At 72.3% G+C, this 11,844-nt stretch carries 10 protein-coding genes; 1 reads left to right on the top strand and 9 read right to left on the bottom strand.

All coding sequences use genetic code 11. The features are described from left to right. Window positions 1-10: 10 nt before the first annotated feature. The 6 genes from AC0VYN_RS13565 to AC0VYN_RS13540 all read right to left on the bottom strand — a co-directional run bounded on the left by AC0VYN_RS13565 (window position 11) and on the right by AC0VYN_RS13540 (window position 6,203). The gene (locus AC0VYN_RS13565) at window positions 11-892 is read right to left on the bottom strand and encodes a DUF2382 domain-containing protein (protein ID WP_475536192.1); all 882 of its coding nucleotides are present in this window, start codon (window positions 890-892) and stop codon (window positions 11-13) included. 72 nt (window positions 893-964) lie between these two features. Beyond that, window positions 965-1,807, bottom strand: a complete 843-nt coding sequence (locus tag AC0VYN_RS13560; protein WP_475536191.1) for a lysophospholipid acyltransferase family protein — start codon at window positions 1,805-1,807, stop codon at window positions 965-967. Then, complete coding sequence (locus AC0VYN_RS13555; protein WP_475536190.1) at window positions 1,804-2,577, bottom strand: GNAT family N-acetyltransferase; 774 nt, start codon at window positions 2,575-2,577, stop codon at window positions 1,804-1,806. The genes AC0VYN_RS13560 and AC0VYN_RS13555 overlap by 4 nt, the downstream gene beginning before the upstream one ends. A 257-nt stretch (window positions 2,578-2,834) precedes the next feature. Continuing rightward, window positions 2,835-3,584 (bottom strand): succinate dehydrogenase/fumarate reductase iron-sulfur subunit, encoded by a 750-nt coding sequence (locus AC0VYN_RS13550; RefSeq protein WP_385466538.1) that lies wholly within the window; start codon window positions 3,582-3,584, stop codon window positions 2,835-2,837. Continuing rightward, the gene (locus AC0VYN_RS13545) at window positions 3,581-5,530 is read right to left on the bottom strand and encodes a fumarate reductase/succinate dehydrogenase flavoprotein subunit (protein ID WP_475536189.1); all 1,950 of its coding nucleotides are present in this window, start codon (window positions 5,528-5,530) and stop codon (window positions 3,581-3,583) included. Before AC0VYN_RS13545 ends, AC0VYN_RS13550 begins: the two co-directional genes overlap by 4 nt. Before the next feature lies 1 nt (window position 5,531). Continuing rightward, on the bottom strand, window positions 5,532-6,203 hold the full coding sequence (locus tag AC0VYN_RS13540; RefSeq protein WP_475536879.1) for a succinate dehydrogenase: 672 nt from the start codon (window positions 6,201-6,203) through the stop codon (window positions 5,532-5,534). A gap of 130 nt (window positions 6,204-6,333) precedes the next feature. Between AC0VYN_RS13540 and AC0VYN_RS13535 the strand changes: the two genes are divergently transcribed. Continuing rightward, window positions 6,334-7,218, top strand: coding sequence for a LysR family transcriptional regulator (locus AC0VYN_RS13535; RefSeq protein ID WP_385466544.1), 885 nt, complete (start codon window positions 6,334-6,336; stop codon window positions 7,216-7,218). Window positions 7,219-7,326: 108 nt separating this feature from the next. Here AC0VYN_RS13535 and AC0VYN_RS13530 read toward each other — a convergent pair whose 3' ends face one another. The 3 genes from AC0VYN_RS13530 to AC0VYN_RS13520 all read right to left on the bottom strand — a co-directional run bounded on the left by AC0VYN_RS13530 (window position 7,327) and on the right by AC0VYN_RS13520 (window position 11,427). Then, entirely contained in the window at window positions 7,327-9,471 is a 2,145-nt protein-coding gene (locus tag AC0VYN_RS13530; protein ID WP_475536188.1) for a putative bifunctional diguanylate cyclase/phosphodiesterase, read from the bottom strand. After that, entirely contained in the window at window positions 9,468-10,280 is an 813-nt protein-coding gene (locus AC0VYN_RS13525; RefSeq protein WP_475536187.1) for an SAM-dependent methyltransferase, read from the bottom strand. The genes AC0VYN_RS13530 and AC0VYN_RS13525 overlap by 4 nt, the downstream gene beginning before the upstream one ends. Before the next feature lie 202 nt (window positions 10,281-10,482). Next, window positions 10,483-11,427 carry an SCO0930 family lipoprotein gene (locus tag AC0VYN_RS13520; protein WP_475536878.1) on the bottom strand — a complete coding sequence of 315 codons (945 nt, stop codon included), beginning with the start codon at window positions 11,425-11,427 and terminating at the stop codon, window positions 10,483-10,485. Window positions 11,428-11,844 lie beyond the last annotated feature (417 nt).

Raw genomic sequence — 11,844 nt, 5'->3', positions numbered from 1 at the left:
TGGCGGCCCGCTACTCGCGGTCCCGCCGGGTGTCGTCCTCGGCCGTGCGCTCCGTCTCGGCCTCGATGCGCTCCTTGCGGACCTGACCGCGTACGGTCTCGTTCTCGGTGTGCTCCTCCGTGGTGAGCCGGACCCGTTCGACCGGCACCGTCTCGGTCTCCACGACGGCGCGTTCCTCGTGCAGCGTGACCTCGTGCTCGGCCTCGCCGAGATCCGGTCCGGCCATCGCCTCGTCCCGGTTGGCGTCGGTGATCGGCTCACGCTCCACGCGGACCTCCTCGTGGCGCACCGGAACGGTCTGCGTGACCTCCTCGGTGACCACGTACTTGCGCAGCCTGACCCGGCCGACCTCGTGCTCCTCGACGCCGACGTGCATCCGCTCCTCCGAGCGGGTCATGGCGTCGTCGCCGGGCATGCCCCTGCGGCCCGGTGCGCTCTCGCGCCCGGTGGTGCCCGCCGTGCCCGCCACTCCGGCCGCACCGGCCGCACCGGCCGCACCGGTCGTGCCCATGGTGCCGGGGCCCTCGGCCCGTCCGATGTCGTCGGTGCGCTCCGCCTCGGACAGCACGCTGTCCCAGTTGATGCCGTAGTAGTCGTACAGCCGGTGCTCCTCTGCCTCCGACAGATGGCCGCCCGCGTCGACGTCGACATTGGGCGCGCCCTTGACCTGGTCCTTGCGGTACGGGACCTCCAAATGGTCGTGCACCAGCGAGGCGTCGCGGATGGGCACGAACGACTCGTTGGAGCCGAACATGCCGGTCTTCACGCTCACCCACTCGGGACGCCCGGTCATGTCGTCGAAGAAGACGTGCTTGGCGTCGCCGATCTTGTTGCCGTCCCCGTCGTAGACCGGATGGTCCAGGAGGTCGGCGATCTCTTCACGGGTGATCATCTGCCATCACCCTCCTTCCGGAGTGTCTGTACTCCGACTGTCCGCATCAGCAGCCCGAAAACGGCACATACCTCACAAAGAGCACATACTTTTCGAAGGTGCTTTCCGCTGGTGACCGTGGCCGCCGGTCCCCGCCCCAGGGTCCGCGAGCTGGGCCGCGCCGGCGAGGGAGCGGCGGTCGCGGTGGCGGCCGGGCGGGACCGCCGGAAGCACCTCCACCTCGGCCGTCAGCCCGCGCGCCGTCGCCACCCGCCACAGGGAGGCGAGCAGCGTGTCCTCGCCGACGAAGGCGGGCGCGGTGCTCGGCGCCCGCCCTCCGGTGCGGTAGCGGATGCGGACCGGCTGGACCGGCACGCCGGCGTCGAGCGCGGCCTGGAACACGGCCCCGCGGTAGCGGCCCCGCGCGCGCCCGCACCAGGTGCTGCCCTCGGGGAAGGCGGCGACCGCGGCTCCCCCGCGCAGCGCCCCCGCGACCACGGCGACCGTGTCCGGCAGCGCCCGCAGACGGTCCCGTTCGATGAACAGGGCTCCCGCGCGCGCGGCGAGCGGCCCGGCCACCGGCCACCGCCGTATCTCGCTCTTGGCCAGCATCCGGGCCGGGCGTACGGCGGCGAGCAACGGGACGTCCAGCCAGGAGACGTGGTGGGCGACCAGCAGCAGGCCGCCGGTGGGCACGGCGGCACCCGTGACACGCACCCGGACGCCGGCGGCGCGCACGGTCCACCGGCACCAGCTCCGCACCAGGGCGGCCGGCACCCGCCCCCGCAGCGGCGACAGCGCGACCGCGCTCCCGGCGAGGAGGAGGACGGTGACCGCCGTCAGCCTCAGCACCGCGCGCGGTACGCCGACCGGGGTCCGGACGGGCTCCAGGCAGGCCCCCGGAGTGCAGGGCGCGACGGGCAGCCAGGCGCTCATCGGGCCGGCAGCAGCGAGCGGAAGTGCCGCAGGTAGCGCGGGTCGACGCGGCTCATCGGCAGCAGCACGTACAGGTCGGCCACGCCGAAGTCCACGTCGTGCGCGGGCTCCCCGCAGACCCAGGCGCCGAGGCGGAGGTAGCCGCGCAGCAGGGCGGGCAGTCGGTCGCGCGCGGCGGGCGCCGCGGCGCCGGGCGTCCAGGGCAGCAGCGGCCGGACGCGGTACTCCTCGGGTGCCAGGTGCCTGGTGCGGACCCGGTCCCACGCGGCGGCGGCGAGGGCGCCGCCGTCGGCGAGCGGGATCGAGCAGCAGCCCGCGAGCCACTCGTGGCCCCGCTCGCTCATGTAGCTCGCCAGCGCGGCCCAGATGAGCCCGATCACCGCGCCGTCCCGGTGATCGGGGTGCACGCAGGAACGGCCGACCTCGACCAGGGAGGGCCGGATCGCGTCCAGTGCCGTGAGGTCGAACTCGCCCTGCGCGTACAGCCGTCCGGCGATCGCGGCGCGTTCCGGCGGCAGCAGCCGGTAGGTGCCGACGACCTGCCCGGTCGTCTCCTCGCGCACCAGCAGGTGGTCGCAGTGGGCGTCGAAGGGGTCGATGTCGTACCCGGGCCGCGGGCTCGCCAGCAGGGCGCCCATCTCCCCGGCGAAGACGTCGTGCCGCAGCCTCTGGGCCTCGCGCACCTCCTCCTCGTCGCGGGCGAGGCCGACGGTGTAGCGAGGGGGTGCGGCGGGCGCCGGGGCGCGGTCTGCGGTCAGTACACCGGTCATGGGTGCTCTCCTGGTGACGGGGCCGGGTCCGCCACAGTTCTTCCGACGCGGGCTGTCCTGTGCGTGACCGGCACCGGGAGAGCGGGTGTGGGGTTGCTGAATGCCAGGGGCGGGACAGCGAGACGGGGCCGGGAGGAGCACCTCTCCCGGCCCCGCCCGTCCGCACCTTCCGGCGAACGTTCACTGGGCGCGCCCCACGGACGGGCCGCGGAGGCGTGCGCGGCGGGCCACGAGGCAGCCGCGGCGCGCGGGGGCGACTACCGCTTCGTCACCTTCCGCGTCGCCCGCAGCCACTCCTTGTTCATGCTGGTGATCGACATCAGCGGGATGCCCTTCGGGCAGGCCGTCGCGCACTCGCCCGCGAGCGTGCAGCCGCCGAAGCCCTCGTCGTCCATCTGCGCGACCATGTCCAGCACCCGCGTCTCCCGCTCGGGCGCGCCCTGCGGCAGGACGTTCAGGTGGTTGATCTTCGCGGAGGTGAACAGCATCGCCGCCCCGTTCGGGCACGCGGCGACGCAGGCGCCGCAGCCGATGCACTCGGCGTGCTCGAAGGCGAAGTCGGCGTCCGGCTTGGGCACCGGCGTCGCGTGCGCCTCCGGCGCGGCACCCGTGGGCGCGGTGACGTAGCCGCCGGCCTGGATGATGCGGTCGAAGGCCGAGCGGTCGACGACCAGGTCCTTCACGACCGGGAAGGCAGCGGCCCGCCAAGGCTCGACGTCGATGGTGTCGCCGTCCTCGAAGGACCGCATGTGCAGCTGGCAGGTGGTGGTGCGCTCGGGGCCGTGGGCGTCGCCGTTGATGACCAGCGAGCAGGCGCCGCAGATGCCCTCGCGGCAGTCGTGGTCGAAGGCGACGGGGTCCTCGCCCTTGAGGATGAGTTCCTCGTTCAGGGTGTCGAGCATCTCCAGGAACGACATGTCCTGCGAGATCCCGTCCACCTCGTACGTGGACATGGCGCCTTCGGCGTCGGCGTTCTTCTGGCGCCAGACGCGCAGGGTGAGCTTCATGCGTAGCTCCGCTGGGTGGGGTGGACGTACTCGAAGACCAGGTCTTCCTTGTGCAGGGCGGGAGCCTCGCCGGTGCCGGTGAACTCCCAGGCGGCGGCGTACCCGAACTCGTCGTCCTTGCGGGCCGCCTCGCCGTCGGGGGTCTGGGACTCCTCGCGGAAGTGGCCCCCGCAGGACTCGGACCGGTGCAGCGCGTCGAGGCACATCAGCTCGGCGAGCTCCAGGTAGTCGACGATGCGGTTGGCCTTCTCCAGCGACTGGTTGAACTCCTCGCCGGTCCCCGGGACCTTGATGCGCCGCCAGAACTCCTCGCGGATCTGCGGGATGCGTGCCAGGGCCTTGCGCAGGCCGGAGTCGGTGCGGGCCATGCCGCAGAACTCCCACATCAGCTCGCCGAGTTCGCGGTGGAAGGAGTCCGGGGTGCGGTCTCCGTCGACCGAGAGGAGCAGGTTGAGCCGGTCCTCGGTCTCGGCCAGCACCTCCCGCACCACCGGGTGGTCGTCGTCGACCTCGTCCTTGTGCGGGTGGCGGGCGAGGTAGTCGTTGATGGTGGCCGGCAGGACGAAGTAGCCGTCCGCCAGGCCCTGCATCAGCGCGGAGGCGCCGAGCCGGTTCGCGCCGTGGTCGGAGAAGTTGGCCTCGCCGACGGCGAACAGGCCGGGGACGGTGGTCTGGAGGTCGTAGTCGACCCACAGGCCGCCCATCGTGTAGTGCACGGCCGGGTAGATCCGCATGGGCACCTCGTACGGATCCTCGTCGGTGATCCGCTGGTACATGTCGAAGAGGTTGCCGTACTTGGCCTCGACGGCCTTGCGGCCCATGCGTCGGATCGCGTCGGCGAAGTCCAGGTACACGCCCTGTCCGCCGGGGCCCACGCCCCGGCCCTCGTCGCAGACGTTCTTGGCGGCGCGGGAGGCGATGTCGCGGGGCACCAGGTTGCCGAAGGACGGGTAGATGCGCTCCAGGTAGTAGTCGCGCTCGTCCTCGGGGATCCTGTTCGGCGGCCGGTCGTCGCCCTTGGCCTTCGGCACCCAGATCCGGCCGTCGTTGCGCAGCGACTCGCTCATCAGCGTCAGCTTGGACTGGTGGTCGCCGGTGCGCGGGATGCACGTCGGGTGGATCTGGGTGAAGCAGGGGTTGGCGAAGTACGCGCCGCGCCGGTGCGCCCGCCAGATCGCGGTGGCGTTGGAGTTCATGGCGTTGGTCGACAGGTAGAAGACGTTGCCGTAGCCGCCTGAGGCGAGGACCACGGCGTCCGCGAAGTACGTGTCGATCTTCCCGGTGATCAGGTCCCGGGCGACGATGCCGCGCGCCCGCCCGTCCACGACGATCAGGTCGAGCATCTCGGTGCGCGGGTGCATCTCGATGTTGCCGGCCGCGATCTGCCTGCTGAGCGCCTGGTAGGCGCCGAGCAGGAGCTGCTGGCCCGTCTGGCCGCGGGCGTAGAAGGTGCGCGAGACCTGGACGCCGCCGAAGGAGCGGGTGTCGAGCAGGCCGCCGTACTCGCGGGCGAAGGGCACGCCCTGGGCCACGCACTGGTCGATGATCTCGACGGAGATCTGCGCGAGCCGGTGCACGTTGGACTCGCGGGAGCGGAAGTCGCCGCCCTTGACGGTGTCGTAGAACAGCCGGTGGACGGAGTCGCCGTCGTTGCGGTAGTTCTTCGCCGCGTTGATGCCGCCCTGCGCGGCGATGGAGTGGGCACGGCGCGGCGAGTCCTGGTAGCAGAACTGCACGACGCGGTAGCCCTGTTCGGCGAGGGTGGCGCCGGCCGAGCCGCCCGCCAGGCCGGTGCCGACGACGATGACCGTCTGCTTGCGCCGGTTGGCGGGGTTGACCAGCTTCGCCTCGAAGCGGCGCGTGTCCCAGCGCTCGTTGACCGGCCCGGCGGGGGCCTTGGTGTCGGCGACCGGCTCTCCGGTCGTGTAGTCGGCGTAGGTTGTCATCTCAGCTCACCACTCCGGTCATGACGCCCACGGGAACGGCGACGAAGCCGGCCGTGAGCAGCAGCGCGAGGACGTTGGCGACGGTCTTCAGGGCGCGGTCGCGAGTGCGGCTGCCGACGCCGAGGGTCTGGGCGGCGGACCAGAAGCCGTGCCGGATGTGCAGGCCGAGGGCGAGCACCGCGACGATGTAGACGACGTTGCCGTACCAGGTGGAGAAGGTGTCCACGACGTTCTGGTAGGGCTTGCCGGTCTCGAAGCCGCCGGAGTGCACGGTGCCGGTGGTCAGGTCCAGGATGTGCCAGACGATGAACAGGCCGAGGATGATCCCGCCCCAGCGCATGGTGCGGGTCGCGTAGCTCGAGCCCGCTTTTTTGTGCACGTACTTGCTGGGCCGCGCCTTGATGTCGCGGCGGCTGAGCTGGTACGCGGACACGGCGTGGGCGACGACGGCGACGACCAGCACGACGCGGATCAGCCACAGCGTCCACTCGTAGTGCATGAACGGCTCGCCGACCGTGCGCAGCCAGTGGGCGTAGTGGTTGAACTCGCTCGTCCCGAAGAAGATCTTCAGGTTGCCGATCATGTGGGCGACCAGGTAGAGCAGCATGACGAGACCACTGACCGCCATCACTGTCTTCTTGCCGACGGACGAGTCCCACACGGTGCGCGCCATGGACGGCCGTCGGTCCGTCCGCGTTGCCAGAGCCATGTCACCAGACGCTACGGGGGTGAGGGGTCATCGGTCCAAGACATGGTCCGCCTCGTTTCCATAGGTACCGCCTATCGGGATCTATGCTGAGGGCATGCAGTTCCAGCAGCTCCAGTACTTCGTGGCGGTCGCCGAGACCCGGCACTTCACCCGGGCCGCCGAGACCGTCCACGTGGCTCAGCCGTCGCTGTCGCAGCAGATCAAGGCGCTGGAGCGGGAGCTGGGCGCGGATCTCTTCCTGCGGGCGCGGGGCAACATCACGCTGACGGACGCCGGGGAGGCGCTGCTGCCCCTGGCCCGGCGCATCCTGGCCGACGCGGACACCGCGCGGCACGAGGTGCTGGAGCTGGTGCAACTGCGCAGCGGGCGGGTCCGGCTCGGCGCGACACCGAGCCTGTGCACCGGCCTGCTCCCCGACGTGCTGCGCGCCTTCCACGACCGCTATCCGGGTGTCCGGCTGCTGATCGAGGAGGGCGGCTCGCACGACCTGGTACGGGAGCTGGCCCGCGGCGCGCTCGACCTGGCGCTGGTCGTGCTGCCGCTGCCCACCGCGTCCCCGGCCCTCACCACGGTGGAGCTGCTGCGGGAGGACCTGGTGGTGGTGTCGTCGCCGGAGGCGCCCCGGCCGGGCGGCGGGCGGCGGACGGTGCGGATCGCCGACCTGGAGGGCGAGCGGCTGGTGATGTTCCGGCACGGCTACGACCTGCGGGAACTGACGGTGGCCGCGTGCCGCTCCGCGGGGTTCGAGCCGGACTTCGCGGTGGAGGGCGGGGAGATGGACGCGGTGCTGGGCTTCGTGCGGGCGGGGCTGGGGATGGCGGTGGTGCCCCGGATGGTGGCGGCGCGGTCCGGGCGGGGCCTGCGGGTCACGCCGCTGGCCCGGCCCGGACTGCACCGGACGATCGCGCTCGCGCACCGCAGCGACGTCGCTCCGCCCCGGGCGGCACGGGAGCTGCAGCGGATGCTGCTGGAGCGGTGACGGCCCCACGCGGAGCCGGCCCCACGCGGAACCGGCCCCACGCGGAACCGGCCCCGGTGCCGGCGGCCACCGGGGCCCACGGGCCACCGCCCGTCCGGGTGCCCCCGGTCAGCCCGTCGCGTCGACCAGGGCCAGGTCGTGCAGGCGGTCCGGCGGGCCCGGCCGGGCGTAGTACCAGCCTTGGGCCGTGTCACAGCCCAGGATGCGCAGCTGCTCGGCCTGGGCGCCGGTCTCCACGCCCTCCACGGTGACCTTGAGGTCCAGGCTGTGGGCGAGGGCGACGATGCCGTCCACGATCTTGAGGTCGACCGGGTCGGCCGGGAACTGCTGCATGCTCTGGGTGAAGGAGCGGTCCAGCTTGAGGACGCTCACCGGCAGCCGGCGCAGGTTGGCGAGGTTGGAGTAGCCGGTGCCGAAGTCGTCCAGGGCGATGTCCACGCCCATCTCGGCCAGCCGGCGCAGCGGCTTCAGCAGGTCGTCGTCCGCGCCGATCAGCGCGGACTCCGTCACCTCCAGGCAGAGCGCGTCGGGTGCCACGCCGGTCCGCTCCAGGATGTCGACGGTGTCCTGGACCAGGCGGGGGTGGGTGAGCTGGCAGGGCGAGAGGTTGACGTTGATGCGCAGCGGCCCCGCGGCGGCCGTCCCGCCGTACCGCTCCCGCCACACGCGGGCCTGCCGCACGGACTGCTCCAGCACCCAGCGGCCCAGCGGGACGATCAGCCCGGTGTGCTCGGCGAGCGGGATGAACCGGTCCGGGCCGAGGACGCCGTGCTGCGGGTGCAGCCAGCGCACCAGGGCCTCGGCGCCGTGCACACTGCCGTCGCCGAGGTGCACCAGCGGCTGGTACTCGATGAAGAACTCGCCCCGCTCCAGGGCCGCCGGCAGCGCGGTCGTCAGCCCGTGCCGGGTGATGACCCGGGCGTCGGCCTCGGGGTCGGCGAGCTCGAAGCGGTTGCCGCCCGCCGACTTGGCCCGGTACATGGTGATGTCGGCGCTGCGCAGCACCTCCGCCGGGCTGCGTTCGCCCGCCGGGCCCTCGACCACGCCGATACTGCCACGCACCGTCAGTTCGCGGCCGTCGACGCTGATGGGCGCGAGCAGCGCGTTCATGATGCGCCCGGCGAGCTCGTCCACCCCGTGCCGGGTGTCCGGGCCGGTGGTCAGCGCCACGAACTCGTCGCCGCCGAGCCGGGCGACCATCTCGCCGGGCGCGGTGGCGCAGGCCTGCAGCCGGTCGGCGACCTCCACGAGCAGCCGGTCGCCGGCCGCGTGGCCGAGGCTGTCGTTGACGGTCTTGAAGCCGTCGAGGTCGAGGTAGCACAGGCCGAACCGCTGGCCCGGTCCCGCGCCGAGGGCCTTCTCCAGGCGCTCGAAGAAGAAGGCGCGGTTGGGCAGGCCGGTGAGCGCGTCGTGGGTGGCCTCGTAGCGCAGCCGCAGATTGAGCAGGCGGCGCTCGGTGGTGTCCTCCATCAGCGCGAGCTGGTACTGCGGGCTGCCGTCGGCGTCGCGCAGCAGGGAGACGGTCAGGTTGGTCCACAGCACCGTGCCGTCGGGCCGGTAGAAGGCCTTCTCGCAGTGGTAGGCCTCGCGCTCGCCGTGCACCAGCTCCTGGTAGAGCCGCCAGGTCTGCGGCGCGTCGTCGGGGTGGGTCCACTCCCTGACGTTGCGGCCGCGCAGCGACGGGTCGGTCAACCCGAACATGCGGGTCAGGGCGCCGTTGACCTGGAGGATGTTGCCGTCGAGGTCGGCGATGCCGATGCCTATGGCGGCGCCCTCGAACACCGCGCGGAAGCGGGCCTCACTGGCGTGCAGGGCCTCGGCCACCACGCCCTGTGCCTTGAGCGCGGCCTGTGCGATGGCCTCCTGCTCGGCCAGCGTCCGGCGGCGCAGCGCCCCTGCGTACCCGGCCGCCATGGCGTGCTGGATGCGCGCGGAACGTGCCCGCAGGTCCTCGGGGTTGCCGCCCTCGCCGCAGTACAGCACCAGGTAGGCGTCCACGCAGTCCAGCGTGCGGGCGAGCGCGTCGGGGTCGGTGCAGTGCACGTCCACGAGCGCGGCGCCGACCGCCTTCGCCTCGCCGGTGTCGAGGCCGTGGGCCCGTAGCAGCGCGCTCAACCGGCGGGCCAGCGGGAGCAGTTCCTCCTCGAACTCGGGACGGGTCGACGACGTCGAGGTCACCGGGAACACCGCTCGGCTCCAGATCGTCGCGAACCTGCGGAGTCTGTCCTCCGGTCCGTCCGGTGCCGCGGTCACGCCGTACGCCCCACGCCCGCGAAGCCGGAGAAGGCGTACGGGTCCTCGTCCTCCGGCGCCGTCTCGGGCCGCCAGTGCGGCAAGGGAACCAGTCCGGGTTCCACCATGTCGTACCCCTCGAAGAACCGGGCGATCTCGTCGCGCGAACGCATGATCAGCGGATTGCGGATGTCCTTGTACACGTCCACCGCGCCGACGGCCCGCTCGGCGGGCAGCGGGATTCCCTCGTACGTGGCGTGCGTGAGGACGAGCATGCTGCCGGGTGCGAGCGCGTCGCGCAGCTCGGCCACCGCCGCGCAGGGGTCGTCCGCGTCTTCCACGAAGTGCAGTACGGCGACGAGCAGGAGGGCCACCGGCCGATTCAGGTCGATCAGCCGCTCCACCTGGGGGCTGGTGAGGATGTCCTGCGGCTTGAGCAGGTCGGCCGCCACCACGTCCGCGTCCTCGACGCCCTCCAGGACCGCCTGGCTGTGCGCGACCGCGACCGGGTCGTGGTCGACGTACACCACACGGGCCCCGGGCCGGGCCGCCCGGGCCACCTCGTGGACGTTGCCGAAGGTGGGGATGCCGGAACCGATGTCGAGGAACTGGTCGATGCCCTCGGCGGCCGCGAAGCGCACGGCGCGGCGCATGAACGCCCGGTTCGCCTGCATGATCTTGGGGAGTCCCGGCATGAACTCCATGGCCCTGCGGGCCGCTTCGCGGTCGACCTCGAAGTTGTGCGAACCGCCCAGGTAGAAGTCGTAGATGCGGGACACGCTCGGCACCGAGATGTCGATGCTCCGTGGGGCCCAGGCGGGACGCTCCATCTATCTCTCCAAGGCTCGGGCGATCCGGTGTTCGAGCTGAGGCTACTGATCGCCCGTCAAAGGGGCGAGCCCGAGCGGAGACCGACCGTCCGTTCCCGGTCACTGCCTGCGGCACGTGCCGGGCGCCAAGGCACGCCAAAGCGCGCGAATGGGGCCGTCCCCTCCGAGTACGGGCGGAGGGGACGGCCCCGGGGAGGTGCCGTCACTTCTTCGGCGCGCCGACCGGCTTCCCGTCGGGTGCGACGGCGTACCAGGTGCCGCCGACGCCCTGGCCGTTGGTGTCGCCGGCCTTCTTGTCCCCCGCGAAGGTGTAGATCGGCCAGCAGTCGACCGTCTGCTGCGCGGCGCCGTCGGGCCGGGTGAAGCTCATCAGGCCCTTCTTGACGACGCCCTTGGTGTCGTTCGCCTCGACGGGTGCCACGACCGGCCACTTCTCCAGGCAGGCCCCGGTGCACGCGGAGACCGGCTTCGGCCACGCCTCGTCCTTCATGAAGCGGTAGACGGTCATGCCGTTCCCGTCGACGACGATCTCGCCGAGTTGGGGATCGTTGCGGGTGGACAGTCCCGCCGCGTCGGCGGCCTTCGCCTTCTTGCCGTCGGGGGCGAGCGCGTACCACTTGCCGCCGACGCCCTGACCCTTGACCTCCCCGACGGCGTCCTTGGCGTAGCGGTACGCCGGCCAGCCGCCGATGGTGAGCTGCTTGGTGCCGTCGGCGCGGGTGACCTCGCCGAGCAGCGACTTGTCGATGCCCTCGCCGGCGATGGCGTCGTCCGCCGCCACCGGCGGCCAGGCCGTCGCGCAGTCGGCTTCGCACGTCGTCTCCGGCGGCTGGGCGGTGTCCTCGTCGAACCGGTACAGGGTGCGGCCCGCGCCGTCGGTCACGACCTCGCCGAGCTCGGCGTTCGCGGTGGCGGACAGCTTGCCGGCGGAGGCGGGCGGAGCCGCGGAGGCCTGCCCTCCCTTCGCACCGAGACCCTCGCCGGTCCCGGCTCCGGCCCCGATGCTGCTGACGTCACCGGGAGCGGCCGTCGCACCGACGTTCTGGCTGCCCGCGGCACTGCCGCCGTCCTGGCCGCACGCCGTCGTCAGTGCCAGCACCGCCGCAGCGCTCGCCACGAGTGAGGCGCTCCGCCAGGAGGTCTTCATGGTCAATCCCCGATCATCGCAACGGTGTTGCGGCGCCCTGCTGGCCCGCCGCACGACACTGGGTACGCACGACGGTGCGGGTTGTGTTCAACCGGGACGCGGAATTCTTCGCGGCCACCCGCCCCCGGTACGGCGGGCGGAGGGACGCCTCCCCCGGAGTGCGCACGTGAGTACGCATCCCGGCGCGGCGGGCCGGCGGCCGGTCAAACCGCCGACCGGCTCATGTCCCTCCTTCGGGGCAATCGCCGGGTTCTCCCGCGTGGCACCGCGCGCCAAACCCGATGATCTCGTCGTGCAAGGACCTGAACCGACCCGATCCGGCGCCGCAGGCCGGGTGTTGGCCCTGGTGACGCTGACGTTCACGCTCGTCGGCGTGCCGGTCGGCACGGCGCGGGCCGACGCCTGCGCGTGGGCGTC

The sequence above is a fragment of the Streptomyces sp. 63XJN7_1_ISO-PGPR-S23-121 genome, from assembly GCF_056173025.1.
Note: the sequence above shows the minus strand (reverse complement) of the source record. Positions and strands in the feature narration are given on the sequence as shown.

Coding starts and splice junctions, on each gene's coding strand:
- AC0VYN_RS13565 (WP_475536192.1), bottom strand. CDS start 892: ATGATCACCCGTGAAGAGATCGCCGACCTCCTGGACCATCCGGTCTAC.
- AC0VYN_RS13560 (WP_475536191.1), bottom strand. CDS start 1,807: ATGAGCGCCTGGCTGCCCGTCGCGCCCTGCACTCCGGGGGCCTGCCTG.
- AC0VYN_RS13555 (WP_475536190.1), bottom strand. CDS start 2,577: ATGACCGGTGTACTGACCGCAGACCGCGCCCCGGCGCCCGCCGCACCC.
- AC0VYN_RS13550 (WP_385466538.1), bottom strand. CDS start 3,584: ATGAAGCTCACCCTGCGCGTCTGGCGCCAGAAGAACGCCGACGCCGAA.
- AC0VYN_RS13545 (WP_475536189.1), bottom strand. CDS start 5,530: ATGACAACCTACGCCGACTACACGACCGGAGAGCCGGTCGCCGACACC.
- AC0VYN_RS13540 (WP_475536879.1), bottom strand. CDS start 6,203: ATGGCGCGCACCGTGTGGGACTCGTCCGTCGGCAAGAAGACAGTGATG.
- AC0VYN_RS13535 (WP_385466544.1), top strand. CDS start 6,334: ATGCAGTTCCAGCAGCTCCAGTACTTCGTGGCGGTCGCCGAGACCCGG.
- AC0VYN_RS13525 (WP_475536187.1), bottom strand. CDS start 10,280: ATGGAGCGTCCCGCCTGGGCCCCACGGAGCATCGACATCTCGGTGCCG.
- AC0VYN_RS13520 (WP_475536878.1), bottom strand. CDS start 11,427: ATGAAGACCTCCTGGCGGAGCGCCTCACTCGTGGCGAGCGCTGCGGCG.